Origin of the sequence: Rahnella sp. BCC 1045 (assembly GCF_019049615.1) — a bacterium.
Lineage (GTDB): Bacteria > Pseudomonadota > Gammaproteobacteria > Enterobacterales > Enterobacteriaceae > Rahnella > Rahnella contaminans.
The window spans coordinates 152,622-179,237 of record NZ_JAFMOZ010000142.1 but is presented as its reverse complement, the minus strand read 5'-3'; the positions used below and the strand labels follow the sequence as shown (position 1 = coordinate 179,237).

The following is a 26,616-nucleotide window of genomic DNA, read 5'->3' as shown; positions in this document are numbered from 1 at the left end:
GCTTTCCTCATTCAGTGTCAACCGTTTATTTCATCCGGTTGCCGCTGTTTTTAATCTTTCCGACCCGGTCACTTCGTGATGTTGTTCACGTTGTTCCCTGTCGATGGAGCGGCATTATAGGGAGTTCTCAGCAAGCCGCAACCCCTAATTTCAATAATTTTATCAACCGTTCAGAAAAACATCGAATGCGCTAATTACGCTCAATGAATGAATAAAAAACGGGCTCCAAATCGCTTTGGAGCCCGTAACTGGCTTTTTATCCACTGATTACTGTCTTGCGACAATGTGATCATTTTCCACATCAACAGTAATTGGCTTACCTGGAATCAGATTACCTGACAAGATTTGCTGCGCCAGCGGGTTTTCAATCTCCTGCTGGATGGCACGTTTCAATGGACGCGCACCATAAACAGGGTCAAACCCGGTATTGCCAAGCAGTTCAAGCGCGGCATCGGTCAGCGTTGCTGAATAGCCGTGTTCTTCCAGACGTTTATACAAACGCTCCAGCTGAATCTTCGCGATATTTTTGATATGCGCATGACCCAGTGGATGGAACACAACCACTTCATCTATACGGTTGATGAATTCCGGACGGAAGCTGTGTGTCACCACTTCCATGACGGATTCTTTCATCTGCGCATAGCTCGCCTCGCCGAAATGCTGCTGGATAATGTCGGAGCCCAGGTTAGAAGTCATGATCACTACCGTATTACGGAAGTCGACCGTTCTGCCCTGCCCGTCCGTTAAGCGACCGTCATCCAACACCTGTAATAAAATGTTGAACACATCCGGGTGCGCTTTCTCTACTTCATCTAATAAGATGACAGAGTAAGGACGTCGACGAACCGCTTCGGTCAGGTAGCCCCCTTCCTCATAACCAACATAACCCGGAGGCGCACCGACGAGACGTGACACGGAATGTTTCTCCATAAACTCTGACATATCGATGCGGACCATCGCGTCATCACTGTTAAACAAGAATGTCGCCAGTGCTTTACACAGCTCTGTTTTACCGACACCGGTCGGCCCGAGGAACAGGAATGACCCGATAGGTCGGTTTGGATCCGACAATCCTGCGCGACTACGACGAATCGCATTGGATACCGCTTCGACCGCTTCGTTCTGACCAATCACGCGGCTGTGCAGCTCCTCTTCCATACGCAGCAGTTTTTCACGTTCGCTTTCCAGCATGCGTGCCACCGGAATACCGGTCCAGCGCGCCAGCACGTCGGCAATTTCCACATCTGTTACGCGGTTGCGTAACAGCTTCATGGTTTTACCTTCCGCCTGAGTGGCGGCTGCCAGCTGTTTTTCCAGTTCAGGGATTTTCCCGTACTGCAATTCTGACATACGGGCCAAATCACCCACGCGACGAGCCTGCTCCAGCGTGATCTTCGCCTGCTCGAGTTCGGCTTTGATATTCTGTGTGCCGGTCAGGGACGCTTTTTCCGCTTTCCACTCTTCTTCCAGCTCAGAATATTCGCGCTCTTTCTGGTTCAGTTCAGTTTCTAGCATCTCCAGACGTTTCACACTGGCGTCATCCGACTCTTTCTTCAGTGCCTGTTGTTCCAGTTTCAGCTGGATGATACGGCGGTCGAGACGATCAAGAGACTCAGGTTTAGAGTCCATCTGCATACGAATGCTGGACGCCGCTTCATCTATCAGGTCAATTGCTTTATCCGGCAACTGACGATCCGAGATGTAGCGGTGCGACAGAGTTGCCGCCGCAACGATCGCCGGATCGGTAATTTGCACATGGTGATGCAGCTCGTAGCGTTCTTTCAGCCCACGCAAAATCGCAATGGTGTCTTCGACAGAAGGCTCGGCCACAAACACTTTCTGGAAACGACGTTCTAATGCCGCATCCTTTTCAATGAACTGGCGATACTCATTTAACGTCGTCGCACCCACGCAGTGAAGTTCACCTCGCGCCAGCGCTGGTTTCAGCATGTTACCGGCATCCATCGCGCCGTCCGCTTTACCTGCACCGACCATTGTGTGCAATTCGTCGATGAACAGAATGACGTTCCCTTCCTGTTTTGCCAGATCGCTCAACAGGCCTTTCAGACGTTCTTCAAATTCACCGCGATATTTCGCCCCGGCAACTAACGCGCCCATATCAAGGGACAACACGCGTTTGTTTTTCAGCCCTTCCGGGACTTCACCATTAATGATGCGCTGCGCCAGACCTTCCGCAATGGCGGTTTTACCGACACCAGGCTCACCAATCAGCACGGGGTTATTCTTGGTACGGCGTTGCAATACCTGAATAGTCCGGCGAATTTCTTCATCACGACCGATGACCGGGTCCAGTTTGCCCTGTTCGGCACGCTCGGTCAGATCGATAGTGAATTTCTTCAATGCCTGACGTTGGTCTTCGGCATTCTGGTCATCCACTTTCTCACCTCCACGCATTTGATCGATAGCCACAGTAATCTTCTCGGCCGTTGCGCCGCAGGCTTTCAACACATCAGTCAAAGAGCCGCGGTCTTTCATGACAGCCAGAACGAAGAGTTCTGAAGAAATAAAGGTATCAGCGCGTTGTTGCGCCAATTTGTCACAAAGATTTAAAACACGTACCAGCTCATGGGATGGTTGAACATCACCACCGGTACCTTCAACTTGCGGCAGACGCCCCAAAGCCTGATCAACATCCGTGCGCAGTTTCTGGGTATCAACCCCGGCTGCTGTTAATAAAGGACGCACGGTTCCGCCTTCCTGAGTGAGCAAAGCACTCATAAGATGGACGGGTTCGATAAATTGATTGTCGCGCCCGAGCGCGAGAGACTGAGCATCCGCGAGGGCAAGCTGGAATTTGCTGGTAAGACGATCCAGACGCATAACACCTCCAATACTGAACAAAATTGCTACTGGAGATTAGATGAGGTCAACCCTCACGTTTTCAAGGTTATCTTGGCAGTATATTCGGAGGACAGCTGCTATGCGCGATGGATCGTCTTGATTCGACAGGTTATATCAGCCAAATTAAACTTGCCAGCCGCCCGGTAATTCCGTCGCGCCGGTAAGAGTAAAATTGGGTACTGTCAGACACGGTGCAATACTCGCCACCATAAATAGCCGTAACGCCCGCCGCCTGAAGGCGTAGCCGTGCAAGCAGGTAAATATCCGCCATGAATTTCTCACCCGCTGGCACAAATGCGGCCGATGATGCGGGATCAAAAGCCATAAAGACTTCACGCACTTCGCCCCCGACTTCAAACTGCGACGGCCCGATGGCTGGCCCGAGCCACGCCATAATCTTGTCCGGAGCTGATGCAAAACGGGAAACCGTATTTTCCAGCACACCTGCACACAATCCACGCCAGCCCGCATGCGCTGCTGCCACTTCATCACCAGCCTGATTACAGAAGAGAACCGGCAGGCAGTCAGCTGTCATTGCTGCACACACTACACCCGGTTCACAGGTATAAGCCGCATCGGCAACTAAAGCAGGAAGTGAAGGAGTTTGATGCGTCAGGTTAACAACATCGGTGCCATGAACCTGCTCCAGCCAATGCGGCGCAGACGGCAATTCACCGAGTTCGACCAGGCGCTGACGATTCGCCGCGACATGTTCAGGGCTATCTCCGACATGTCCGCCGAGATTAAGCGATCCGTAAGGAGGCAAACTGATGCCTCCCTGACGGGTTGTTGCACATGACCGCACCGATGCCGGTTGCGGCCATTGAGGCTGGATAAGCGAGCTCATTACCAGTTCATCTGATCCTTGAACTCTTCGGTATCGGCTTTGAGCGCATTGATCAGATCGACCATATCCTGAGGAAGCGGCGCATGCCATTCCATCTGGATACCGGTGACCGGATGATAAAGACGCAGCATAGTCGCGTGAAGAGCCTGACGATCGAATCCGCGCAGCATATTAATGAACGACTCGGAGGCACCTTTTGGCAGGCGCGGACGACCACCATAGAGCTGATCGCCTAACAAAGGATGGTTGATGTGTGCCATATGTACGCGGATCTGGTGTGTACGTCCGGACTCCAGGCGCAAACGCAAACGCGTATGAGCACGGAAATGCTCCATGATGCGATAGTGCGTAGTCGCCGGTTTACCCGTCGGATGGACCGCCATGTGCGTACGCTTGGTGGAATGGCGCGCAATCGGCTCATTCACTGTGCCGCCTGCCGTCATTGTACCAATCGCGACGGCTTCATATTCGCGGGTGATTTCGCGAGCCTGAAGTGCCGTCACCAGATGCGTTTGTGCCGGAACCGACTTTGCGACCACCATCAGACCGGTAGTATCTTTATCGAGACGGTGAACGATGCCACAGCGCGGAACGTCGATAATTGCAGGGTAATAATGAAGCAATGCGTTGAGCACTGTTCCATCCGGATTCCCTGCGCCCGGATGAACAACCAAATCGCGGGGTTTATTGATGACTAAAATATCAGTATCTTCATACACGATATCTAACGCGATATCTTGTGGCAGCCAACGCGCTTCTTCTTCAATTTGCGCATCGATTGCGATAGCCTCGCCACCCAACACTTTTTCTTTTGGTTTGGTCACTTTTTTGCCATTGACCGTGACCCTGTCTTCAAGGATCCAATCTTTTATGCGAGATCTTGAATAATCAGGGAACAATTCGGCCAAAGCCTGATCTAACCGTTGACCGAGTTGAGATTCGGCCACCGTTGCGGTGAGTTGTACTTGTTGTGCCATATGCAGCTTCTTGGTTAACGTTGGGTTTTCACGGCGATGCCGTTTAAAATAATGTGCTATTGTAGCTGGTCTTTGTCGGGAGCTTAACGGACAGTCTCCCAGAATAACACCTGAGGATAATCAAAACGTCATGACGCGTGTGAAATATCTGGTGGCAGCAGCCACGTTGAGCCTGGCGCTGGTCGGTTGCTCCAGTTCCAAAGAAACGGTTCCCGATAATCCGCCTAACGTCCTTTATGCGACTGCCCAGCAAAAGCTGCAGGACGGTAACTTTAAAGGCGCGATTGCGCAATTAGAAGCGCTGGATAACCGCTATCCGTTTGGGCCTTACTCGCAGCAAGTTCAGTTAGATCTGATTTATGCCTATTACAAGTCTGCTGACTTGCCAATGGCTCAGGCTTCTATTGATCGCTTTATGCGCCTGAACCCAACCCATCCCAATATCGACTACGTCATGTACATGCGTGGTTTGACGGATATGGCGTTGGATGACAGTGCACTGCAAGGATTTTTCGGTGTTGATCGCTCAGACCGCGATCCACAGCATGCACGTGCAGCATTCCGTGATTTCAGCCAGCTGATCCACTCGTATCCAAACAGCCAGTACGCCACTGATGCGACGAAACGTTTGGTATTCCTGAAAGATCGTTTAGCGAAATACGAGCTGTCAGTGGTGCAATACTACACTAAACGTGGCGCTTACGTCGCTGTCGTTAACCGTGTAGAGCAAATGCTGAAAGATTATCCGGATACGAAAGCAACGCACGACGCGCTGCCGTTGATGGAAAATGCCTACCGCGAACTGCAGCTGAACAACCAGGCTGACAAAGTCGCGAAAATTATTGCCGCCAATAGCGCAGCGTAATTTTACATGTCCGTACACAAACGGTAGCTCAGGCTGCCGTTTTTTTTGGCTCTTTTTTGGGGGAGTGAAAACAGAAAGGATAAAAAAATGCGCGGCAAAATGCAGGAAAAAACCGAAACAATAGCGTACTGATCCCATCAATCATGCCTGCTCCGGCAGCAAGTCTCAAGACCTTTCCCGCCATAAATTACCCTGGGTCACAGAATCTTCAAGGTTGACAAAAAGTGACAAAAAACCGTGGATTTGAGCACGCATTTCACAAAAAAGGCTGGTATGTTGGATTCATCGGAGACGGAAAAAGAGAGGTAAGTCATATGACAGTTAACATTACCAGTAAACAAATGGACATCACTCCCGCGATTCGTGAACACATCGAAGGACGTCTGAAAAAACTGGATAAATGGCAAACTCAGCTCATTAACCCGCACGTAATCCTGTCGAAAGGACCTCAGGGATTTGTCGCCGATGCGACCATAAGTACACCGAATGGCACACTGGTTGCCAGTGCCACGCATGATGATATGTATGCTGCCCTTAACGACATGACCACCAAACTTGAGCGTCAGCTCAACAAAGCGCAGCATAAGGGTGAAGCCCGCCGTGCAGAATCCGGCGTCAAAGAACTCAATCTGGAACCGGTGCAGGAAGAAGAGGAATAACCGGGTTATCCGAAAAGGCAGTTCACAACGCGCTCTCAGGAGCGCGTTTTTTGTGCCTGAAAGAAATCCTTATTGACACAGGGAAAACCCAGCGGTTACTTTAAGACTCAGTTCAACTTTATGGAAACAACACCTACATGAATACCCGTCTGTTTTTCTTCGCATTCTTTTTTACCTTCCCCTGATTGGGAGGCGTTTCGTCGCGAAAGAATGAATGCGAAGACGAACAACAAAGCCTCCTGAAAAGGGGGCTTTTTTTATACCTGCGTTTCACACAATTTTGCTGAAAGAAAGAACATCAAAAGGGTAATAACATGACCGAGAATTCATTACTGGCACTGCGCGAGCGCATCAGTGCATTAGATCTGAAACTGCTGGCCCTGCTGGCAGAACGACGTTCGATGGCGATTGAAGTCGCGCAATCCAAGATGCACTCTCACCGCCCTATTCGCGATAAAGAGCGCGAGATAGAACTGATTAATGCACTGATTCAGGAAGGAAAAAAACAAGGTCTGGACGGACATTACATCACCCGCGTTTATCAGCTTATTATCGAAGATTCCGTTCTGACACAGCAGGCACTTCTTCAGCAGCATCTGAACAAAACCAGTTCCGACTCCGCACGTATCGCGTTTCTTGGCCCGAAAGGCTCCTATTCACACCTCGCCGCCCGTCAGTTTGCTGCCCGTCATTTCGATCAGTTCATCGAATGCGGCTGCCAGAAATTCCAGGATATCTTCTCGCAGGTAGAAACCGGTCAGGCAGATTACGCAGTGTTGCCTATCGAAAACACCAGTTCCGGCTCAATCAATGACGTTTACGATTTGCTGCAACACACCAGCCTGTCGATTGTCGGCGAACTGACTAACCCTATTGATCACTGCGTTCTGGTCGCGACCGATACGGATCTTTCGCAGATCCAGACGGTCTACAGCCACCCGCAGCCGTTCCAGCAATGCAGCCAGTTCATCAACCGCTTCCCGCACTGGAAAATTGAATACTGCGAAAGCACCGCCGCTGCCATGGAAAAAGTGGCCGCCGCAAATTCGCCGCACATTGCCGCACTCGGCAGCGAAGCCGGTGGCGCACTGTATAAACTGCAAGTGCTTGAACACAATCTGGCGAATCAGAAGGAAAACATCACCCGCTTCATTATTCTGGCACGCAAAGCAATTGAAGTGACCGATCAGGTTCCTGCCAAAACCACTCTGATCATGGCGACAGGTCAGCAGGCAGGTGCGCTGGTGAATGCGCTGCTGGTTCTGCGCGATCAGGGCATCATCATGACGAAACTGGAATCTCGCCCGATTAACGGCAATCCGTGGGAAGAGATGTTTTATATCGACGTGCAGGCCAACCTGCGTTCGGAAGAGATGAAAAAAGCGCTGAAGGATCTGGCCCCGATCACACGTTCCCTGAAAGTGCTCGGTTGTTATCCCAGCGAAAACGTCGTGTCTGTCGATCTCTGACCGGTTATTTGAGCCAAAATAAAAGGGCGCTGCATCATGATGCGGCGCCCTTCTTTTTAACTGAATCAGCCGTTACTTACGGTTGTCGTTGGCCTGTCGCAATAACGCACCGCTTTCCTTCAGGAAGCGTGGCGCATAATCGCCAAACCAGTGCTCAACCTTTCTGAATTTGCTGATAAACGCGTCTTTATCACCGCTTTCCAGCAGCGCCAGCGCATCACCAAATCGCTGATAGTAACGCTTTATCAGTGCCAGATTGCTTTCGGAGGACATAATAATGTCTGCATAAAGCTGAGGATCCTGTGCAAACAGTCTCCCGACCATCGCCAGCTCGAGGCGGTAAATCGGCGAAGACAGCGCCAGTAATTGTTCAATCTGAACATTTTCTTCCGACAAATGTAAGCCATACGCGAATGTCGCGAAGTGGCGCAGCGCCTGAATAAATGCCATGTTCTGATCGTGTTCAACCGCACTGATTTTATGCAGCCGCGCGCCCCACACCTGCAACTGCTCCAGTAACCACTGGTATGCCTGCGGTTCGCGGCCATCGCAATACACCACAACCTGTTTTGCCAGGCTGCTGACATCCGGACCAAACATCGGATGCAGGCCAAGCACCGGGCCTTCGTGTACTGCCAGCATCGCCTGAAGCGGACGGTTTTTTACCGACGCCAGATCCACCAGAATGCAGTCATCAGGCAGTTTTGGCAGGCGGGCAATCACCTCTTCGGTCAGATGAATCGGCACGCTGACAATCACCATTCCGGCATCCGCCAGTAATGTTTCCGCCTGCGGCCAGTCTTCCTGCTCCAGAACCTTGACCTGATAACCGGACAACTCCAGCAGACGCGTGAACAAACGCCCCATCTGCCCGTTTCCACCGATAATCACTACCGGACGCAGCGCCGGATGCAACGTTTTAAAGCCTTTATCGTTTTCGCTTGAGTAGGACTCACGCATTACGCGGCGCAATACATCTTCAATCAGATCCGGCGGAACCCCGAGGTTCTGCGCTTCCTGACGGCGGGAGGCCAGCATTGCGGCTTCCCGTTCAGGCACATAAATCGGCAAACCATAACGGCTTTTGACTTCCCCGACTTCTGCCACCAGCGCCAGACGCCGTGATAAGAGATCTAACAACGCTTTATCGACGTCGTCGATCTGATCGCGCAACGCGTTAAGTTCTGCCACCATAAAAACTTACTCTCCTGCGATTCGTGCCGCCAGTGCGTCACCCAGTTCCTGATGCATGGTGCGTAACAGGTTTTCCGTGGTTTCCCAGTTGATACAGGCATCGGTTACCGACACACCGTATTTCATTTCTGAACGCGGTTGTTCAGAAGACTGGCTACCTTCGTTCAGATGGCTTTCCAGCATCAGGCCCGTAATAGAGCGGTTGCCGGCCTTAATCTGATCAATTACGGACTGAGCCACAACGGGCTGGCGACGATAGTCTTTGTTTGAGTTACCGTGACTGCAATCTATCATCAAGGAAGGATGGAGTCCCGCGTCGCTCATCTGTTTTTCACACGCCTGAACGTCCTGCTCGCTGTAATTTGGCGTTTTGCCGCCGCGTAAAATCACGTGACCGTCCGGGTTACCCTGGGTCTGCAACAGACAAACCTGACCGGCCTGATTGATGCCAACAAACCGGTGCGCCATTTCCGCTGCACGCATAGCATTGATTGCCGTGCCCAGACTGCCGTCGGTACCGTTTTTGAAGCCTACCGGCATGGACAAACCTGACGCCATTTCGCGGTGAGTCTGAGATTCTGTCGTACGCGCACCGATTGCCGACCAGCTGAACAAATCGCCTAAGTACTGCGGGCTGTTAGGATCCAGCGCTTCGGTCGCCAGCGGTAATCCCATGCCAACCAGCTGCAACAGCAAATCACGCGCAATGTGCAAACCGGCTTCAACATCAAACGTGCCGTCCATGTGCGGGTCGTTGATCAAACCTTTCCAGCCTACCGTCGTGCGGGGCTTTTCGAAGTAAACACGCATCACGATGTACAGACGGTCGCTCAGTTCCGCTGCCAGCGTTTTCAGGTGACGCGCGTAATCGAGCGCGGCGTCAACGTCATGAATGGAACAAGGGCCACACACCACCAGCAGACGAGGATCACGACCATGCACAATATCAGCGATGGTTTTACGTGCTTCGGAAATGCTGGTTTCGTCACTGACGCTTAAAGGAAAGCGATTCTTCAATTCTTCCGGGGTGATCAGGATTTGTTCGGCAGTGATATGAACATTATTCAGGGCGTCTTTTTGCATGATGGTGTTCCGCTTATCAGGAAAATGGGCTGCCATTGAGGCATCTGCGGACAACATTAACACAGCGCGTAAACTTATCAAGCCTTAGTTGTAAACTTAAAATTACCATTACCAGCCATTAAACCAGAATACGGAAAGTTAAGTTTACAATAATTCTTGAGGGGTTGAACCTGCTGTACCGTGGAAATTACACACAGTGTGAAGGGGTAAGGAAAAGTCAGATTGGGGAGTCAGAAAGATAAGGGGAATTTTACGGGATTTCCCTCAGCGTCCGGGCGGTTGCTGAGGGTGAAGAATTACAGATTGCGATCAAGCGTAATAAAGACCTGCCCTAACGCCGTGACTTCTTCCACGCCGCATTCGAAATGGCTGTCCTGCCGCGTCACTTTAATGCGATTTCCCGGGATACGCGCCACGTCATAGACATCCACATCGCCATCGATATTCAAAAGCCAGCGCCCGTTGCCCGGAATTGTGCTGCCTAAATCGATGATCCAGGAGTGATTGCCTTTAACGATGTAAGCCGGTTCAGCCAGAGAACCGTCCAGTAAAGAAGGATCGACTACCCACATGCCTTCCTCTTCTAAAGCGCCACCTCGCAATCTCAACTTTTTAAGCTGAAGCACACTTGCAGAAGCGGATGATCCTGCGGACGGCGCATCCTGCATATTCCCTTTGCCCGTTGCAAGCCAGCGCAGTGAAACACCGGTATCCAGCGCACAGGCGACAACCACATCACCGGGAAAATAATCTCTTCTTACCCAGGTACTTATCGTTCCAGAGGATAACCCATACAGATCACCAAGTTCTTTCTGCATGCTAAAGCCGTAAGCCTGAAGCATACGCGTCAGAACGGCTTTCCCACCTTCGAGTTCATCTAATTGCATCTGGCGAAAACCCCTGGGCCTGTAAATATCATCTTGACAACTTGCAAATGCAAGTTTAGATTGATTATGTAATGTACCAATAGAAAGCCATGATACCAAATTTACGGCGCAGTGGAGAATCCGCAATGCGTTCCTGAAGCAACAGGCGGCAAAGAGAGGAGGATCTCCTGCTCACGGAATGGGGTCATTGAGGAGGGGTTATGTTTTTAGGCACAGAGCAGCAGCGGCTCACAGGCTTGCGCCAGATCGCGCATTTAAAGGAAACCTATTTTTCTGACAGAAAAAATAAACTGGAAACAATTTTTGATCAGGCTTCGGATAAATTGAAAACCACATTATGTTTCCATGCCGGACTTAAGCGCCGTCATACCTTATTGACGTATTCAGAATTAAAACCCGAGGAGCAATTAAAAATTGCTCAGGCCATATTATCCCTGCGCCATTTTACCGCGCGATATACAGGAGAATTTTACTGATGGCAGACTGGATGGATGAATCCCAGGAATATCAGTTAACTGTTTTACAGGAACAAATCGCCCGCGCAACCCGCACGACGCGTGCCCCGTCTGCATTCTTCTGTGAGGATTGCGGGAGTGTCATTCCGGAAAAGCGCAGAAAGATTATTCCGGGCGTTCAGCGTTGTATTGAGTGTCAGGAGATTAATGAGCTCAGGAAAAAGAATTACCGCCCGTATAAGTAACTTTTCTTTTTCAGTTTTTAATAAATTCATTCTGGAAATATTCCTTTTCCGGGAAGGCATGTTGCTGCCTTTTTTCTGCAAAACCGTTTGGGGGAACTAGTTTATGAAAATTAATTTGCCGGAGATAACATCATCTTCTGCGTTCGCTCCCCTGACCGGAAAAAATGAAGCCGGTCCGTGGTGGTGGAATGCGCCGCGCCCGGCAATAAGCAGCCCGTTGGAAAAACCGCTGAGCCGTGATTTTTGCCAGCGCCAGCAGGCGGCACTTTCTCAGATTGCCGCCCTTCCGCGCTGCCTGCGCGCGCCCCTGCATCAGCGGTATCAGTTTTTACTGGAGACAAAGGGCGTGCATCCGGCATTTCATTTCCTGATGACCGTGTTTGTACAGCGATTATGGCCGCGTATCCAGCGGGTCAGCGCGCGCCACAGACTTTACCGCCAGTATTCGGAAAAGCTGCTGACAGAAGAGGAAACCTTCAACCGCCTGCCCGATCTGAATGATGACGCACTGAAACGGCTGGCAAACACCCTGGCCATTCATATGCAGGATGCTTACGAACATCATTGTGAACGCTGGCTGGAACAGGTGCCTGAACCGGACGTTTTACTGCAAGACAGCACGCAGCGTGAGATTTTCGGGCATCTGTCGGCGATGGCGCGTTCCGTTCGCGTACAGCCACTGTACTGGAATGCATGGCAAAAAGGCCGGATGACCGCGCAAGCGGCGGTCGCCAGTATTTCGCGGCTGGTCAGCGGTGAATGGTGGGAAAGGCAACTGCGTTCGCAGCAGCGTCTGTGGCGCGAAGCGCTGATGATCGCCTGCGGTTATGTAAACCGGTCTACTTCGCCTTATGCCAGCAAAAATGCCATCCGTGACGTGGTTTCCCGCCGCCTCTCCTCGCTCAGTTACCTGAAGCAGTGTGAGCTGGAAAACGTCGAATCCGGTGACAGACTGAGCCTGCTGGATACCGTTTTAGCCAGCATTTCGAACCCTAAACTGCGGCGCATGGAATTGATGACGCTGATTGCCGGCGTCGAAGATGTTGCCTGTCAGCAGCAGGATCGGGGCCTGTTCATCACGATGACGACGCCGTCAAAATACCATCCGATGAAAACTTACAGTCCGCATTCAGCTCCGACGTTCAATCCCAAATGGAATCAGCACGCTTTTACGCCTAAAAATGCGCAGAGATACCTGGTCGCCGTCTGGGCAAAGATCCGCACCACGTTTAAAGATAAAGGCCTGAAAGTGTACGGAGTTCGCGTAGTTGAGCCCCATCACGACGGAACGCCACACTGGCATATGATGTTGTTCACGCCGCCTGAACAGCAGCAAAAAGTGATCGACGTGATGCGCCGTTACGCGCTTGAAGAAGATCCCGACGAACCCGGTGCAGCGGAATCCCGTTTTCACTGCAAACCACTCAACCGCGGAGGCGCTGCCGGGTATATCGCCAAATATGTCGCTAAAAATATCGATGGCTACGCGCTGGAAGGCGAAACCGATCATGATTCTGGCCGGTTGCTGACCGATGTCGCCACCGCCGTCACCGCCTGGGCATCGACCTGGCGGATCCCGCAGTTTCACGCCATTGGCATCCCTTCTGTCGGTGCCTGGCGCGAGTGCCGCCGAATCAGAAACCAGAGCCTCGCCAGCCGGTTTGACGAACGTGTTGAAGAAGTTCGCAGCTCGGCGGATCAGGGAAGCTTTTCCCGTTATATTCAGGCGCAGGGCGGCATCCATATCCGGCGAAAAGATCAGACCGTGCGCGTTGCCCGCAAGATCAGTGAACAGCTCAACGCCTACGATGAACCGCGACAAAAAGTCATCGGCATTTATGCGCCGCATATCGGCGAGTCGCAGATATTCCTGACGCATACCGAACAATGGCGCATTGTCCGTCACCGCCAGCCACGCCCTGAAACTCCGCCTTTTTACTCACCTTGGAGTTCTGTCAATAACTGTGGATCGGTTTCCCTGCCGTGAATGCTGAAATCCATACAAAAACCGCGCCAATAAAAATTTCCGCATTAATTCAATGAATTATATTTTTTAAAATGCTGTGAGTGTTGACGTATTAGATCAATTAAAGAATACTGTATATAAACACAGTATCTGGCGAGGGGAGAAAATGGAAAACCTGACTAAACAACAGCTAACGTTGTCCAGGATACAATTGATCGCAGACATTTCGCAGACAGCGCAATGCAATCCAAAAGAATTTCTTGTCGTGATGTCACTGATTTCTGAACTGGCTGGCCAGGCTCTGACCGGTGAGGATCAGGACGCGCTCTGTTACCACGGGAGCCCAGACGAAGCACACTGAAAACCTGATCTGCGGGCGGTATTTTCCTGTTGTGGCGCTTACTCCTCCGGCTTCTGTTCGGGCTAAGCGCCCCGCCATTTCTCCCTCTTCAATTCCCTGTTGTGCCACACGTTTAACAACCCTCTCAGATTGCTGCCTCCGGCCATATTCCGCAGACTGATTTCACCTCCTGACGATTTCACTCACTTGCGGAGAAAACCGATGAAACTCTATGCAGAACAGGGCGATACCCTCGATTCCATGTGCTGGCGTTATTACGGCCGCACCGCGGTTGTCGTGGAAAAAGTGTACGCCGCCAATAAAGGCATCGCGGACTTAGGCCCGTTATTGCCTCACGGCACCGCCGTTGAAATGCCTGATATCGCTGAACAACCGGTTCAGGAAGCGATCAAGTTATGGGACTGAATACTGAACGCATCAGCTCTGCCTGCGCCTATTTCATTGCCACGTCGCTGACCTGGCTGGCGGGCCTGACATCACAGGATGTGGCCTTTTTAGTCGGCTCCGGCGTGGGCGTCGGGACTTTTCTCGTCAACTGGTATTACCGGCGTAAAAGCTTCCAGCTTCTGGCGCGCAGCAACCTGAATCCGAACACCTATGAAGACCTCAACTCTTAAGCGGTGCAGCGCCGCCGCGGTTCTGGCGCTGATGGCGGCGCTGCCCGGTTATCACGCCTTACAGGTTTCAGATGAAGGGCTGCGGCTGATTACTGACTTTGAAGGTTGCCAGCTGCAACCCTATCAGTGCAGCGCGGGCGTCTGGACCAGCGGCATTGGCCATACGGCAGGCGTGGTTCCCGGAAAAGCGATCAGCGAGCATCAGGCGGCTGAAAACCTGTTGCAGGATATCCAGCAAACCGAGCGCGCCGTCAAAAAGTGCATGCCCGCCGACATGCCGCAGCCGGTCTTTGATGCCGTGGTGTCATTTAGTTTTAACGTCGGTACCGGCGCGGCTTGCAAATCCACGCTGGCGTATTTCATCAACAAACAACAATGGCGGCAGGCCTGCGGACAACTTCCTCGCTGGGTTTATGTGAAAGGCCAGCGCAGCAGCGGGCTGGAACGCCGGAGAAACGCCGAATTCACCGTTTGCCTGAAGGGAATTGAATGAAAGCAATGCTGGCACTTCTGGCAGGAATGGCGCTGTTAATCGTCATCCTGCTGCTTTCCAACCGTTCACTACAGCACGACCTCAACAACGCCGTTCAGCAGCACGACGCGCTGACAGTGCAATTACACCAGCGGGATCAACTGATTACAGAGCTGAATCAGCAAATGCAGCAACGCGCGGACGCCGAACTGGCGTTACGTCAAGACCTGAGCACCGCCGCGCAGGTGATGCAGTCCCGGGAACAGGAACGGCAAAGGAGCCTTCATGACAATCCGCAATCGCGCCAGTGGGCTGACGCTGAGCTGCCTGCTGATGTTAGCCGGCTGCACGACCGGCCAGCCTTCAGCTCCGCCAGCGATTATTTACATTGGCTGTCCGGCGGTCAGTTCCTGCCCGGTTCCGTCCAGCCATCCGCGCACTAACGCGGCGCTGAGCGCCGATATTCTCCAGCTGGAATCCGCCCTGCTGAGCTGCGGCCTGCAGATTGAGACCATCAAAAAGTGTCAGGAGGCACAACATGCAAAAACCACTACAGCTAAAACAACGGCTGATTGAGCAAATCCCCTTTTTCCAATCCGCCCCTGAAAAGCTGGTGATGACCACCGGCGCGGGAAATGTCGTCGCCACCTCGGCCTCTTCACTTTCTTTCGAATATCGCTATCCGCTGACGTTAAGCGTCAGCAGCGACAACGCGCCCGATGAAAGTCTGACTGACCAGATGGTGGTCGCCATCCTCGACTGGCTCCGGATCAATCAGCCTGAGATTCTCGGCAACGCGGCGCACCGGCTGACCAATTTTGCTTTTGTGCAGCCGGGCGCAGCGCTGTCATTCACGCTGCAACTCACTGAGCGGGTTCAGGTCGCCGACGAAAATTTTGTACGGACGATCACTCACCTGCCGGAACCGCCGCTGCCGGAGAACGTCGCGTTGCCGCGCCAGGTTTATCTCAACGGAGAACTGATCAGCAGCTGGACCGAATAACCCGATAACAACTGTTGTGCCATCCGCTGGCAGACGGCCATCAGTTGTCGCTCAACCCTGTGAAACGGCATCCTTAATCCCATGAATACAAACTTTCAACTCAACGACATCATGCGTCTGATTGGCAATCTGGTACGCATCGGAACAGTGTCAGAACTGGATTTACCCAACGCCCGCTGCCGCGTTACGACCGGAAGCAACGTGACGGCGTGGTTGCCGTGGATGACGCACCGCGCGGGCCGGACCCGCAGCTGGTGGGCGCCCTCTCCGGGCGAACAGGTTTTACTGCTGTCGATGGGCGGCGAGCTCAATACCGCATTCGTCTTACCGGCCGTGTTTTCCAATGCCTCACCGGCACCGTCGGCTTCGGCAGATGCCCTGCATCTGGCATTTCCGGACGGCGCGATTTTTGAGTACGAACCGGCGAACGGCGCCCTGAAAGTCAGCGGCATCAAAACGGCGGTGATCGACGCGTCGGAGCAGGTTGATGTCACCGCGCCGGAAATCCGCTGCACCGCCGCCACACGCATCACGCTGGATACGCCGGAAGTCGTCTGCACCCGCAAACTGACCACCGGCTCTCTTGAAGTTAAACAAGGTGGCACGTTGACCGGCAATTTAACCCACAGCGGCGGAAGCCTGACGTCCAACGGCATCGTTGTGCACACCCATCGCCACAGCGGCGTTCAGACTGGCGGCGGTCAAACCGGAGGCCCGCAATGAGTAATCCAAAGTACCTGGGGATGAACAAAAACAACGGCACGGCAATTGAAGATTTCGATCATATCCGCCAGTCCGTCAGCGATATTTTGAACACACCGGTCGGTTCCAGGGTGATGCGCCGGAACTACGGTTCACTGCTTTCATCGCTCATCGACCAGCCGCAAAACGACGCACTGCGCCTGCAAATGATGGCGATCTGCTACACCGCTTTGTTGCACTGGGAACCGCGTATTTCACTCTCGGCCATTACTTTTGACACCAGTTACACCGGCAAAATGGTCGTGGAACTGACCGGAAACCGTAGCGATACGGCAACCGATTTCTCTCTCAATATTCCTGTGAGCTGACACTATGGCAACGATCGATTTGAGCCAGTTACCGGCCCCCGATGTGGTCGAAAAACTGGATTATGAAAGTCTGTTTGAAGAACGTAAAACCACGCTGGTTTCCCTGTATCCCGCCGATCAGCAGGAAGCCATCAGCCGTACGCTGACGCTGGAATCCGAGCCACTGGTCAAACTCTTACAAGAGAATGCCTACCGCGAACTGATCCTGCGCCAGCGGGTAAACGAAGCCGCCCGCGCGGTGATGGTGGCGTATGCCACGGGCAGCGATCTGGATCAGCTGGCAGCGAATTTCAACGTCCAGCGTCTGATTTTACAGCCTGCGGATACCACCACTATTCCGCCAACAGCAGCCATTCTGGAAACCGATAGCGATTTACGTATGCGCATCCCTCAGGCGTTTGAAGGATTAAGCGTGGCCGGTCCGACGGGCGCTTACGAATATCATGCCCGCTCGGCAGACGGACGTATTGCAGATGCATCGGCAATCAGCCCGTCGCCCGCGGTAGTGACAGTGACTATTTTGTCACGTGACAACAACGGCGCTGCCTCCGGTGATTTGCTCATTGCGGTAGAAAACGCCCTGAACGATGAAGATGTCCGTCCGGTTGCCGATCGCGTCACAGTCCAGGCCGCTGAAATTGTGCCTTATCAGATTAATGCCGTGCTCTATGTCTTGCCAACGCCAGAAATTGAGCCTGTCCGCGCAGCTTCTGAAGCGCAACTCAAAACCTATATCAACACGCAAAGCCGGCTAGGTCGGGACATCCGGCTTTCTGCAATCTATGCCGCCTTGCATGTTGAAGGCGTTCAGCGGGTCGAGCTGTCGTCGCCGATGGCGGACATCGTGCTTGATAAAACTCAGGCCTCTTTATGTACGGCCTACTCGCTTACCGTCGGAGGCTCGGATGAATGAGCGGCTCCTTCCCTCTGGCTCAACACAGCTTGAAATTGCCGCGGCTCAGGCGCTTTCTCAAATCGGCAATATCAACGTACCTCTGCGTAAACTTTGGGATCCTGATTCCTGCCCGCTGGAATTATTACCTTATCTGGCCTGGGCATTTTCGGTCGACCGATGGGATGAGAACTGGACCGAACAGGCAAAACGCTCTGCCGTTAGCGCCGCCTGGTTCGTGCATAAACACAAAGGCACCATCGGCGCATTACGCCGGGTTGTTGAACCGCTGGGATATTTAATTCGCGTCACCGAATGGTGGCAGACCAGGGATGCTCCCGGCACTTTTTGCCTCGATGTCGGCGTTCTTGAAACGGGCATTACAGAAGAAATGTATCAGGAACTCGAACGCCTGATCACCGATGCTAAACCCTGTAGCCGCCATCTGATTGGTCTGTCTATCAATCTGGACGTCACGGGAGATTTTTATCTCGCCGCAGCGACTTACGACGGCGAAGAGCTGACGGTTTATCCCTATTTCCCTGAAACCATTACTGCCTCCGGCTCTGTATATAGCGGTTCAGCCATTCATTTAATCGACAACCTGAGAGTTAATTATGACAGCTAAATATTATGCGTTGCTGACCAATCTGGGTGCAGCGAAACTGGCTAATGCGACTGCGCTGGGTACACAACTTAGCCTGACACAAATGGCAGTGGGAGACGGTGGCGGTATTTTGCCAACCCCCGATCCGGCGCAAACAAAATTGATCGGCGAAAAGCGTCGAGCCTCACTCAACTCACTCACAGTTGATCCGGCGAATACTAACCAGATCATCGCAGAACAAATCATTCCTGAAGATCAGGGGGGGTTCTGGATCCGTGAGATTGGCTTATTCGATCAGGACAATACGCTGATTGCCATTGCCAACTGCCCGGAAACTTATAAACCGCAATTGCAGGAAGGCAGCGGCCGGACTCAGACGGTTCGCATGATCTTAGTGGTAAACAGCACAGACGCAGTGACGCTGAAAATTGACCCGTCGGTGGTGCTGGCGACGCGCAAATATGTCGATGATAAAGTCATTGAGGTCAAAGCGTACGCAGACAATGTGATGGCGAACCATGTGGCGGCAGCGAATCCACATCCGCAATACGATCTGCCAGTGGGTATTCCCCTCCCCTGGCCGACAGCAACGCCACCAGCAGGGTGGTTAAAATGTAATGGCGCGGCATTTGATAAGGCAAAGTATCCAAAACTTGCCGCTGTTTACCCTCTGGGTTTGTTGCCTGATTTGCGAGGCGAATTTATTCGTGGCTGGGATGATGGACGAGGGGTTGATGCAGGGCGGGTCATCTATGGCGCTCAGGAACATTCAATTTTGGCTCATACGCATTACGCACCAACTTCCGATGGTTCCGCAATGAATTCCGGTACATACGAGGTTCCTGGACACTTATCAAATAACAGTTATGCGGGTTATGATTATTCTCCCCCGGTCCCAACATCATCTACTGGCGGCAATGAAACCCGTCCCCGCAATATCGCTTTTAATTATATAGTTCGGGCAGCCTGATTCTGATTTAACTTACTAATATTACTTATTATTTTTTAAAGAGATAATTTTCATTATCTCTTTTTTATTCCCCCTCTGTTGTGCCACTCCTGCCACGCCTGCCATCGAATGCGCTTTCTTTTGTGAACCGGCATCCTTGCTTCACCACCCACAACAGAGAGAGTCGACCTGATGGCTGATTATCATCACGGCGTACGCGTCGTCGAAATCAACGACGGCACCCGCGTTATTTCCACCGTTTCAACAGCAATTATCGGCATGGTGTGTACCGCAGAAGATGCGGATGCCACTTTATTTCCCCTCAACACGCCGGTTCTGATCACCGACGTTCTGGCCGCCAGCGGTAAAGCGGGCACTTCCGGTACGCTGCGTGCAGCACTGCTGGCGATTGCCGATCAATGTAAACCGGTCACCGTCGTAGTACGCGTCGCGACAGGTGAAGATGAAGCAGAAACGACCACCAATATTATTGGCGGTTCCGATGCCAATGGCCGCTACACCGGCATGAAAGCGCTGCTTTCCGCACAGGCAGAACTTGGCGTGAAACCGCGTATTTTGGGCGTTCCGGGGCTGGATAATCAGGCCGTTGCCACGGCACTGGCAGGCGTTTGCCAGCAGCTGCGCGCTTTCGGCTATGTCGGCGTGTATGGCGCAAAAAATATTTCCGATGCCATCAAGTATCGCGATAACTTCAGCCAGCGCGAACTGATGCTGATCTGGCCTGATTTCGTGAACTGGAATACTGCCACCAGCCAGCCTGACGTTGCTTATGCCACCGCAAGAGCCCTGGGCCTGCGCGCCAAAATTGACCAGGAAACCGGCTGGCACAAAACGTTATCCAACGTGGGCGTCAACGGGGTTACCGGCCTTTCTGCCAGCGTCTTCTGGGATTTGCAGGCTAGTGGCACTGACGCCGATCTGCTGAACGAAGCCTGCGTCACCACACTGGTGCGCAAAGACGGCTTCCGTTTCTGGGGCAACCGTACCTGTAGCGATGACACCCTGTTCCTGTTTGAAAACTATACCCGCACGGCGCAGGTTCTGGCGGACACGATGGCTGAAGCACATATGTGGGCAGTCGATAAGCCAATGACCCCGACGCTGGTTCGCGACATGATCGACGGCATTAAAGCCAAAATGCGTGAAATGAAATCAGCGGGTTACATCATCGACGGCGACTGCTGGTACGACGAAACCGCGAACACCGCTGAAACCCTGAAAGCCGGGAAATTGTTTATCGATTACGACTACACCCCGGTTCCTCCACTGGAAGATCTGACCCTGCGCCAGCGCATCACCGACTCTTATCTGGTGAATTTTGCCGCGTCCATTAACAGCTAAGGAGACAATGACTCATGGCACTTCCTAAGAAATTGAAATACCTGAACCTGTTCAACGATGGGAACAGCTATCTGGGCCTGGTCTCTTCCCTGACCCTGCCGAAACTGACCCGCAAGCTGGAGAATTATCGCGGCGGCGGCATGAGCGGTTCGGTCGCCGTGGACTTCGGTCTGGACGACGACGCGCTGACCCTGGAATGGTCTATCGGCGGCCTGGATGAGCTGGTTTTACAGCAATGGGGCAGCACGTCGGATATTCCGCTGCGCTTTGCCGGTTCACTGCAACGCGACGACACCGGTGACGTTTCCGCAGTCGAAGTGATGATGCGTGGCCGCCACAAAGAGTTTGATTTCGGCGAATACAAACAGGGCGAAGACACTGAAACCAAAGTCACCACGCAGTGTACTTACTTCAAGCTGACCATCGACGGCAAAGAGCTGATTGAGATCGACACCGTCAATATGGTGGAAATCGTCAATGGCGTTGACCGCCTGGCGGAACACCGCACCGCGCTCGGCCTGTAACCCCTTCCCTGAGCCGGCAGAACCTTGCCGGCTTCCTCTCCTTTAACAGGAAAAATCATGAGCCAGACTGAAAACAACACCGTCATTTTGGATGTTCCGCTAAAACGCGGTGAAACCGAAATCACCGAAATCCAGGTCACTAAACCGACCGCGGGCAGCCTGCGCGGTATCGGCCTTGCGGCACTGGCCAATGCGGATGTTGACGCGTTAATCACTATTTTGCCGCGCATCACGATGCCCAACCTGACCAAAGAAGAATGCGCGCGCCTTGAATTGCCGGACCTGATTGCGCTGGCAGGCAAGGTGATTGGTTTTTTATCACCGAAACCGGAGGCGTAAAAATCGCGTCCCGTCTCACCGTCGATGATCTGATGGCAGACATCGCGGTAATCTTCCACTGGCCGCCGTCAGAAATGGGCGGCATGTCGCTGACGGAGCTCCTGAACTGGCGGCATAAGGCTTTGCAACGCAGCGGAGTAAAAACAGATGAGTAATCTCGAACAATTACCCACGACGCTGGGAAAAATGAACGACGAACTGGCGTCGCTGCGCAAGGCGACGGCCAACGTCTGGCAGACCTACATGACCGTGCCCGACAAGAATTTATTCAGCACGATGTCGCAAGATATTACTGATGCTTCTTTATCGCTGCGCGAGTCGATTTTCGAGCCGGATAAAACGGCAGAAAAACAGACCTATCGCGGCGTAAAAACAGCCGCAAAAGAACAGCCCGGGGAACAACGCCGCCAGCAACGACCGATGTTGATAGAACAAAAAGGGCTGGAAATCGGGCAGCAATTCAAGACGCGTGAACAGCAAACCGGGCAGCTCAAAAGCGCGGCTTCGTCGGCCCTCGCTTTTGCACAGCCGAAACTCGAGCAGGCCAAAAGCGTTCTCAAACCCGGCGCAGATTTTGAGGCCGGGATTTCAGAGGTTCAGTCTCTCCTCCGCCTGAAAAATGGCGATCCGCGTATTGCTGCACTGCGTCAGCAAGGGCTTACCATGGCAGCTTCCGGCCATGCGCCTTCTGAAGTCGTGGCGAAACAAAAAGATCTGGCTGCAAAAGGCATGAATGCCGATCAGGTTCTGACGCAAACACCTGGCGAACTGAATGGTGTCACGCCGGAGGCGCAAATGGCCGTGACGGTGAAAGGCGACAATCTGGATGGTGACGTCAAAAAGCTGTTCGCAGGTTGGGACACGCTGCGCATAAACCTGTTCGAAGGTCAGAATTCTGCGCTGCGCGAGCTGACGCAGACAGCTTCCGGATGGCTAAACACGCTTAATACCTGGATCACCGATAATCCGCAGCTGGTGAGTTCACTGCTCGGGCTGGCATTAGGCGTCACCGGGATTGTTGGCGGGTTGGGCTCGCTGGGCATGGTCATTGCGCCGGTTCTGAGCGGTGTAAACATGCTGATCGCCGGTGCCGGTCTGTTAGGCACCATTTTTACCGGCACGGGCGGCGCGATTGCCGCGGCTTTCGCCGCCATCGGGCTTCCACTTCTGCCCGTCATCGCGCTGATAGCCGGTATTGGCATTGCCGTGGTGAAACTCTGGGAGCCGATCAGTGCCGTTGTTGGCGGCATAATTGAAGGCTTCAGTTCCGTGATGGGGCCGGTCAGTGAAGCGTTTGCGCCTTTCAAAAGCGCGCTGGGCTGGATCACGGATTTGTTCGAACCGATAAAATTCAGTCAGGACGAACTGAGTGGCTTCACCAATATAGGTAAAGAAGTCGGCATCGCAATCGGTGAAGTTTTTGTCACGCTGAACAAGGCGGTTTCCCAGATCGGCGAAATCTTTAGCTGGGCTAAAAAAGGGTGGGATTCTATTTTCGGCGGCGACGAACCTGGCGCTGCCCCGGATATGTCAACGCCGCCAGTGGAGAGCATTTCCCCTACGGGCGGCATTCTGGGCATGTATCAGCCGGCCAAAAACAGTGTGGCGAATAACCTGACCGACAACCGCGCAACCACCGTCAATGTCAGTTTCACCGCCACGCCGGACACCGATCAGAATCAAATTCGTGAGCTTATCGCAAACACCATGAACGAGCGGGAATGGAACGCCACCAACGCCGGGTACAGCCAGTTTACTAACGGAGGGTTTTACGGATGATGATGTCACTGGGTTTGTTCGTTTTTAAACTAAATACCCTTCCCTATCAGACGCTTCACCGGGAAGTAAATTACAACTGGCAGGAAAACACCCGTATCGGGCAACGTCCGGTTTCCCAGTTTCTGGGGCTGGGGAAAGAGTCGATGAAACTCAGCGGGCTGCTTTTGCCGGAAGTTACCGGTGGAATAAGCTATTTGCAAGTTTTAGAAGGTATGGCCGAGTCCGGGCGGGCGTGGCCATTGATCGAAGGCAGCGGAACCATCTACGGTATGTTTATTATTGAGAACATGACACACGATAACACCGAAATTAATTCGAACGGTCAGGCACGGAGCATCAGCTTTTCGGTCAGTTTAAAACGCGTCGATGAATCTCAGGCAGCCATGTTTGGCGATCTGCTGGCTCAGGCTGAAGGGCTATTTAACAAGGCCAGTTCGGCAGTCAGCAACTTCGTTCAGGGAGTCTGACTATGATTACCGATTATCAGTTACCGGCTGGCGCACGCATTGCGCCGGAGTTTACCCTGACGGTAAAAAACAAAGTCCTGGAAGAGAATATTTCCAGCCGTATCATCAGCTTATCCGTTACAGATAACAGCGGTTTTGTGGCGGATACTCTGAACCTGACCTTCGACGACAGCGATGGTAGGTTGCAGATGCCTGCCCGGGGAACCGTTTTGCATTTGCATCTCGGGTGGTCGAAGCTGGCGTTATATGACTGCGGCTATTTTATTGTCGATACGGTGACATATTCCGGCGCACCGGACATCATCACCGTCACTGCCCGCAGTGCAGACCTGAGTGGTTCCTTTGATACCAAACTCAGCCAGTCGTATGACGATTACACGCTGGGCGCGATCGTTCGTATCATTTCTGCGCGGAATAAACTCACCCTTCCGGTGATCCCGGCGGAGCTGGATAGCATCAAGATCTCGCACATCGATCAGACGAACGAAGCTGACAGCTATTTCCTGACACGGCTGGCGCAAATTTACGGCGCTCAGGTAACAGTCAAAAACGGTTCGATCATTTTCTACAAAGCCAGCGTAGGACGTACCGCGTCCGGTCAGGCATTGCCGTGGAGAACCATCGAGCGCAGTGATGGGGATAAATACGCCTTTAAACTGGTTGATCAACTGGCGTATGGCGGTGTGAAAGCGCAATGGCATGACGTCAAAACGGCGACCACCAGCAATGTCGATCTCACACGAACCGCTGGCCAGAACAAAGGGGACGCAGACAACAGCTATATCGCGGGTAAAAATCAAAACCCTCTTCAGCTGAGTAAAATTTATCCTGATGAGGAAACGGCAAAACGTGCGGCTGATTCTGTTTTTAACCAAATCCAGAACGACTCGTCTTCCTTCACTATTCAGCTGGCACTTGGGCGGGCAGACCTGAGTGCGCAAACGCCGGTCAATGTACAAGGTTTTAAGGAGGTTATTGATAATGAGAATTGGGTCATTAACTCGGCAAAACATGACATCAATGCCAAAGGGTTTACCACGACATTGGATTTGAAGATTTATATTGCAGACATCACCTATCAATCTTCAATATCATAATTATAACTTGCTTTTGCAAGTTATGAGTTTCATAATGACTCCATCGCTTACCTGTCATGCCGGAGGTTTTTATGATGCATTGCCCGCTGTGTGGAAAAGTCGCTCATACCCGTTCAAGCCGCTATCTGAGTGAATCAACTAAAGAACGTTATCATCAGTGCCAGAATATTGAATGCAGCTGTACGTTTGCCACCCACGAATCCGTCGCCCGGGTCATCTCAAAACCCGGCAGCCAGCGCCCTGCTGCGTAGTCAATTTGCCGCCACTGAACACAAAAAAGGGGTTAGCCGATGGCTAACCCCTTGTTCTCTATTAACTAGTCGATGTCGCGTTAGCGATACCTTAGTTAAGACGCTCTTTGATACGAGCTGACTTACCAGTACGCTCACGCAGGTAGTACAGTTTAGCTTTACGAACGGCACCACGACGTTTAACAGTAATGCTGTCGATTACTGGGGAGTGAGTCTGGAATACACGCTCAACACCTTCGCCGTTAGAAATTTTGCGAACAGTGAATGCAGAGTGCAGACCGCGGTTACGAATAGCGATAACCACGCCCTCGAATGCCTGCAGACGCTTTTTAGAACCTTCAACGACCCATACCTTAATTTCCAGGGAATCACCTGGACGGAATGCAGGTACGTCTTGCTTCATCTGCTCTTGTTCGATTTGTTTAATGATATTGCTCATAATATGTCTCTTACCCTAGGTAAACTGATATATCGGGAGGGCTTAGCGTAACGCTTAAGCGTTCCCTTCATAGTTTTGTTGACTGAGCCGATGTTCCTTTTGGAACTCTCTCAGCAACACCTCTTGCTCGTCAGTCAGAGCTAGGTTTTCCAGAAGTTCAGGTCTTCTAAGCCAGGTTCGACCCAGCGACTGTTTCAGGCGCCAGCGACGTATATCAGCGTGGTTTCCCGACAGTAAAACTGGCGGAACTTCCATGCCTTCCAACACTTCAGGGCGGGTATAGTGGGGGCAATCGAGCAATCCGTCAGCGAAAGAATCTTCTTCTGCTGAAGCCTGACGACCCAGAACGCCCGGTATAAAGCGGGAAACTGAATCAATCAGCGTCATTGCCGGTAACTCTCCACCACTGAGAACATAATCGCCAATTGACCATTCTTCATCAATTTCGGTTTTGATTACGCGCTCATCAATCCCTTCGTAACGACCACAAACCAGAATAATTTTCTGATGGGCCGCCAGTTCACACACACCGGTTTGATCCAGCTTGCGTCCCTGAGGTGAAAGATAAATCACTTTCACACCTTCGCCTGCCGCTGCTTTTGCTGCATGAATAGCTTCCCGTAAAGGTTGCACCATCATCAGCATGCCGGGACCACCGCCGTAAGGGCGCTCGTCCACGGTACGATGTCGGTCGTATGCGAAGTCACGAGGACTCCAGCAATTTACGCTCAACAGGCCATTTTTAACTGCCCGGCCAGTTACCCCGTAATCGGTGATTGCGCGGAACATCTCAGGAAACAGGCTAATTATACCAATCCACATAGCCTACCCCTTTCGAATGCTTTATCGCTCAACCCATCGTTGTTTACATCAGTAAA

36 protein-coding genes and 1 other annotated feature are annotated in these 26,616 nt (G+C 52.3%); of the genes, 28 read left to right on the top strand and 8 right to left on the bottom strand.

Going from position 1 to position 26,616, the window contains the following annotated elements:
• The coding region (locus tag J1782_RS23170; RefSeq protein WP_217153971.1) for a hypothetical protein at window positions 1-194 on the top strand (194 nt) is incomplete at its 5' end.
• 73 nt (window positions 195-267) lie between these two features.
• Here the strand turns inward: J1782_RS23170 and clpB are convergent.
• From clpB to rluD, 3 genes are all read right to left on the bottom strand, one after another.
• Window positions 268-2,841 (bottom strand): ATP-dependent chaperone ClpB, encoded by a 2,574-nt coding sequence (gene clpB / locus J1782_RS23165; RefSeq protein WP_165061603.1) that lies wholly within the window; start codon window positions 2,839-2,841, stop codon window positions 268-270.
• A gap of 130 nt (window positions 2,842-2,971) precedes the next feature.
• On the bottom strand, window positions 2,972-3,709 hold the full coding sequence (gene yfiH, locus J1782_RS23160; protein WP_217153970.1) for a purine nucleoside phosphorylase YfiH: 738 nt from the start codon (window positions 3,707-3,709) through the stop codon (window positions 2,972-2,974).
• Complete coding sequence (gene rluD / locus J1782_RS23155) at window positions 3,709-4,686, bottom strand: 23S rRNA pseudouridine(1911/1915/1917) synthase RluD (RefSeq protein ID WP_152323970.1); 978 nt, start codon at window positions 4,684-4,686, stop codon at window positions 3,709-3,711. Before rluD ends, yfiH begins: the two co-directional genes overlap by 1 nt.
• Before the next feature lie 130 nt (window positions 4,687-4,816).
• On the opposite strand from rluD, the gene bamD reads away from it, so the two are divergent.
• The 4 genes from bamD to pheA all read left to right on the top strand — a co-directional run bounded on the left by bamD (window position 4,817) and on the right by pheA (window position 7,679).
• Entirely contained in the window at window positions 4,817-5,551 is a 735-nt protein-coding gene (gene bamD / locus J1782_RS23150) for an outer membrane protein assembly factor BamD (protein WP_104924502.1), read from the top strand.
• Between the two features lie 314 nt (window positions 5,552-5,865).
• Window positions 5,866-6,210: a ribosome-associated translation inhibitor RaiA gene (gene raiA, locus J1782_RS23145; RefSeq protein ID WP_152323971.1), complete on the top strand. Its 345-nt coding sequence runs from the start codon at window positions 5,866-5,868 to the stop codon at window positions 6,208-6,210.
• 136 nt (window positions 6,211-6,346) lie between these two features.
• Window positions 6,347-6,471 (top strand) — a sequence feature (Phe leader region).
• Window positions 6,348-6,395, top strand: a complete 48-nt coding sequence (locus tag J1782_RS26590) for a hypothetical protein (protein ID WP_369794779.1) — start codon at window positions 6,348-6,350, stop codon at window positions 6,393-6,395. It overlaps the preceding feature by 48 nt.
• A gap of 53 nt (window positions 6,472-6,524) precedes the next feature.
• Entirely contained in the window at window positions 6,525-7,679 is a 1,155-nt protein-coding gene (pheA, locus tag J1782_RS23140) for a bifunctional chorismate mutase/prephenate dehydratase (protein ID WP_208951528.1), read from the top strand.
• Between the two features lie 72 nt (window positions 7,680-7,751).
• Here the strand turns inward: pheA and tyrA are convergent, their stop codons facing one another.
• The 3 genes from tyrA to J1782_RS23125 all read right to left on the bottom strand — a co-directional run bounded on the left by tyrA (window position 7,752) and on the right by J1782_RS23125 (window position 10,843).
• Window positions 7,752-8,873: a bifunctional chorismate mutase/prephenate dehydrogenase gene (gene tyrA / locus J1782_RS23135; RefSeq protein WP_101078506.1), complete on the bottom strand. Its 1,122-nt coding sequence runs from the start codon at window positions 8,871-8,873 to the stop codon at window positions 7,752-7,754.
• A 6-nt stretch (window positions 8,874-8,879) separates the two neighbouring features.
• On the bottom strand, window positions 8,880-9,956 hold the full coding sequence (locus J1782_RS23130; protein WP_152323974.1) for a 3-deoxy-7-phosphoheptulonate synthase: 1,077 nt from the start codon (window positions 9,954-9,956) through the stop codon (window positions 8,880-8,882).
• A 296-nt stretch (window positions 9,957-10,252) separates the two neighbouring features.
• Window positions 10,253-10,843, bottom strand: a complete 591-nt coding sequence (locus J1782_RS23125) for a phage repressor protein CI (RefSeq protein WP_152323975.1) — start codon at window positions 10,841-10,843, stop codon at window positions 10,253-10,255.
• A gap of 200 nt (window positions 10,844-11,043) precedes the next feature.
• On the opposite strand from J1782_RS23125, the gene J1782_RS23120 reads away from it, so the two are divergent.
• From J1782_RS23120 to J1782_RS23015, 23 genes are all read left to right on the top strand, one after another.
• Window positions 11,044-11,319 carry a DUF5347 family protein gene (locus J1782_RS23120; RefSeq protein WP_217153969.1) on the top strand — a complete coding sequence of 92 codons (276 nt, stop codon included), beginning with the start codon at window positions 11,044-11,046 and terminating at the stop codon, window positions 11,317-11,319.
• On the top strand, window positions 11,319-11,543 hold the full coding sequence (locus tag J1782_RS23115) for a TraR/DksA family transcriptional regulator (RefSeq protein ID WP_217153968.1): 225 nt from the start codon (window positions 11,319-11,321) through the stop codon (window positions 11,541-11,543). Before J1782_RS23120 ends, J1782_RS23115 begins: the two co-directional genes overlap by 1 nt.
• Before the next feature lie 103 nt (window positions 11,544-11,646).
• The gene (locus tag J1782_RS23110) at window positions 11,647-13,530 is read left to right on the top strand and encodes a replication endonuclease (protein WP_217153967.1); all 1,884 of its coding nucleotides are present in this window, start codon (window positions 11,647-11,649) and stop codon (window positions 13,528-13,530) included.
• A 145-nt stretch (window positions 13,531-13,675) separates the two neighbouring features.
• Window positions 13,676-13,870 carry a hypothetical protein gene (locus J1782_RS23105; protein WP_217153966.1) on the top strand — a complete coding sequence of 65 codons (195 nt, stop codon included), beginning with the start codon at window positions 13,676-13,678 and terminating at the stop codon, window positions 13,868-13,870.
• Between the two features lie 201 nt (window positions 13,871-14,071).
• Window positions 14,072-14,275 (top strand): tail protein X, encoded by a 204-nt coding sequence (locus tag J1782_RS23100; RefSeq protein ID WP_152323980.1) that lies wholly within the window; start codon window positions 14,072-14,074, stop codon window positions 14,273-14,275.
• On the top strand, window positions 14,266-14,487 hold the full coding sequence (locus J1782_RS23095) for an HP1 family phage holin (protein WP_152323981.1): 222 nt from the start codon (window positions 14,266-14,268) through the stop codon (window positions 14,485-14,487). The genes J1782_RS23100 and J1782_RS23095 overlap by 10 nt, the downstream gene beginning before the upstream one ends.
• Complete coding sequence (locus tag J1782_RS23090) at window positions 14,468-14,980, top strand: lysozyme (RefSeq protein WP_217153965.1); 513 nt, start codon at window positions 14,468-14,470, stop codon at window positions 14,978-14,980. The genes J1782_RS23095 and J1782_RS23090 overlap by 20 nt, the downstream gene beginning before the upstream one ends.
• Window positions 14,977-15,402 carry an Rz-like lysis system protein LysB gene (lysB, locus tag J1782_RS26430; RefSeq protein WP_165061588.1) on the top strand — a complete coding sequence of 142 codons (426 nt, stop codon included), beginning with the start codon at window positions 14,977-14,979 and terminating at the stop codon, window positions 15,400-15,402. Before J1782_RS23090 ends, lysB begins: the two co-directional genes overlap by 4 nt.
• Complete coding sequence (gene lysC / locus J1782_RS23085) at window positions 15,293-15,535, top strand: Rz1-like lysis system protein LysC (RefSeq protein ID WP_229893707.1); 243 nt, start codon at window positions 15,293-15,295, stop codon at window positions 15,533-15,535. The genes lysB and lysC overlap by 110 nt, the downstream gene beginning before the upstream one ends.
• Window positions 15,498-15,962, top strand: coding sequence for a phage tail protein (locus J1782_RS23080; protein WP_217153963.1), 465 nt, complete (start codon window positions 15,498-15,500; stop codon window positions 15,960-15,962). The genes lysC and J1782_RS23080 overlap by 38 nt, the downstream gene beginning before the upstream one ends.
• A gap of 81 nt (window positions 15,963-16,043) precedes the next feature.
• Window positions 16,044-16,685 carry a phage baseplate assembly protein V gene (locus tag J1782_RS23075; RefSeq protein WP_165061583.1) on the top strand — a complete coding sequence of 214 codons (642 nt, stop codon included), beginning with the start codon at window positions 16,044-16,046 and terminating at the stop codon, window positions 16,683-16,685.
• Window positions 16,682-17,032, top strand: a complete 351-nt coding sequence (locus tag J1782_RS23070; RefSeq protein ID WP_165061580.1) for a GPW/gp25 family protein — start codon at window positions 16,682-16,684, stop codon at window positions 17,030-17,032. Before J1782_RS23075 ends, J1782_RS23070 begins: the two co-directional genes overlap by 4 nt.
• A gap of 4 nt (window positions 17,033-17,036) precedes the next feature.
• A complete protein-coding gene (locus tag J1782_RS23065) occupies window positions 17,037-17,945 on the top strand; it encodes a baseplate assembly protein (RefSeq protein WP_217153962.1) in 909 nt (302 codons plus the stop codon).
• Window positions 17,938-18,552, top strand: coding sequence for a phage tail protein I (locus tag J1782_RS23060; RefSeq protein ID WP_217153961.1), 615 nt, complete (start codon window positions 17,938-17,940; stop codon window positions 18,550-18,552). The genes J1782_RS23065 and J1782_RS23060 overlap by 8 nt, the downstream gene beginning before the upstream one ends.
• Complete coding sequence (locus tag J1782_RS23055) at window positions 18,542-19,501, top strand: phage tail protein (RefSeq protein ID WP_217153960.1); 960 nt, start codon at window positions 18,542-18,544, stop codon at window positions 19,499-19,501. The genes J1782_RS23060 and J1782_RS23055 overlap by 11 nt, the downstream gene beginning before the upstream one ends.
• A 171-nt stretch (window positions 19,502-19,672) precedes the next feature.
• Window positions 19,673-20,842, top strand: coding sequence for a phage tail sheath protein (locus J1782_RS23050; RefSeq protein ID WP_165061571.1), 1,170 nt, complete (start codon window positions 19,673-19,675; stop codon window positions 20,840-20,842).
• A gap of 14 nt (window positions 20,843-20,856) precedes the next feature.
• Window positions 20,857-21,366: a phage major tail tube protein gene (locus tag J1782_RS23045; protein WP_152323991.1), complete on the top strand. Its 510-nt coding sequence runs from the start codon at window positions 20,857-20,859 to the stop codon at window positions 21,364-21,366.
• A gap of 57 nt (window positions 21,367-21,423) precedes the next feature.
• Window positions 21,424-21,705 (top strand): phage tail assembly protein, encoded by a 282-nt coding sequence (locus tag J1782_RS23040; protein WP_195816470.1) that lies wholly within the window; start codon window positions 21,424-21,426, stop codon window positions 21,703-21,705.
• 32 nt (window positions 21,706-21,737) lie between these two features.
• The gene (locus J1782_RS26480) at window positions 21,738-21,860 is read left to right on the top strand and encodes a GpE family phage tail protein (protein ID WP_104924478.1); all 123 of its coding nucleotides are present in this window, start codon (window positions 21,738-21,740) and stop codon (window positions 21,858-21,860) included.
• On the top strand, window positions 21,853-23,484 hold the full coding sequence (locus tag J1782_RS23030) for a phage tail tape measure protein (protein ID WP_217153959.1): 1,632 nt from the start codon (window positions 21,853-21,855) through the stop codon (window positions 23,482-23,484). The genes J1782_RS26480 and J1782_RS23030 overlap by 8 nt, the downstream gene beginning before the upstream one ends.
• Entirely contained in the window at window positions 23,481-23,951 is a 471-nt protein-coding gene (locus J1782_RS23025; RefSeq protein ID WP_152323994.1) for a phage tail protein, read from the top strand. Before J1782_RS23030 ends, J1782_RS23025 begins: the two co-directional genes overlap by 4 nt.
• A gap of 2 nt (window positions 23,952-23,953) precedes the next feature.
• A complete protein-coding gene (locus J1782_RS23020; RefSeq protein ID WP_217153958.1) occupies window positions 23,954-25,048 on the top strand; it encodes a contractile injection system protein, VgrG/Pvc8 family in 1,095 nt (364 codons plus the stop codon).
• Window positions 25,049-25,119: 71 nt separating this feature from the next.
• Complete coding sequence (locus J1782_RS23015; RefSeq protein WP_104924474.1) at window positions 25,120-25,299, top strand: ogr/Delta-like zinc finger family protein; 180 nt, start codon at window positions 25,120-25,122, stop codon at window positions 25,297-25,299.
• Window positions 25,300-25,390: 91 nt separating this feature from the next.
• Here the strand turns inward: J1782_RS23015 and rplS are convergent, their stop codons facing one another.
• Window positions 25,391-25,738 carry a 50S ribosomal protein L19 gene (gene rplS, locus J1782_RS23010; protein ID WP_013574038.1) on the bottom strand — a complete coding sequence of 116 codons (348 nt, stop codon included), beginning with the start codon at window positions 25,736-25,738 and terminating at the stop codon, window positions 25,391-25,393.
• Window positions 25,739-25,792: 54 nt separating this feature from the next.
• Entirely contained in the window at window positions 25,793-26,560 is a 768-nt protein-coding gene (trmD, locus tag J1782_RS23005) for a tRNA (guanosine(37)-N1)-methyltransferase TrmD (protein ID WP_104924473.1), read from the bottom strand.
• Between the last annotated feature and the right edge of the window lie 56 nt (window positions 26,561-26,616).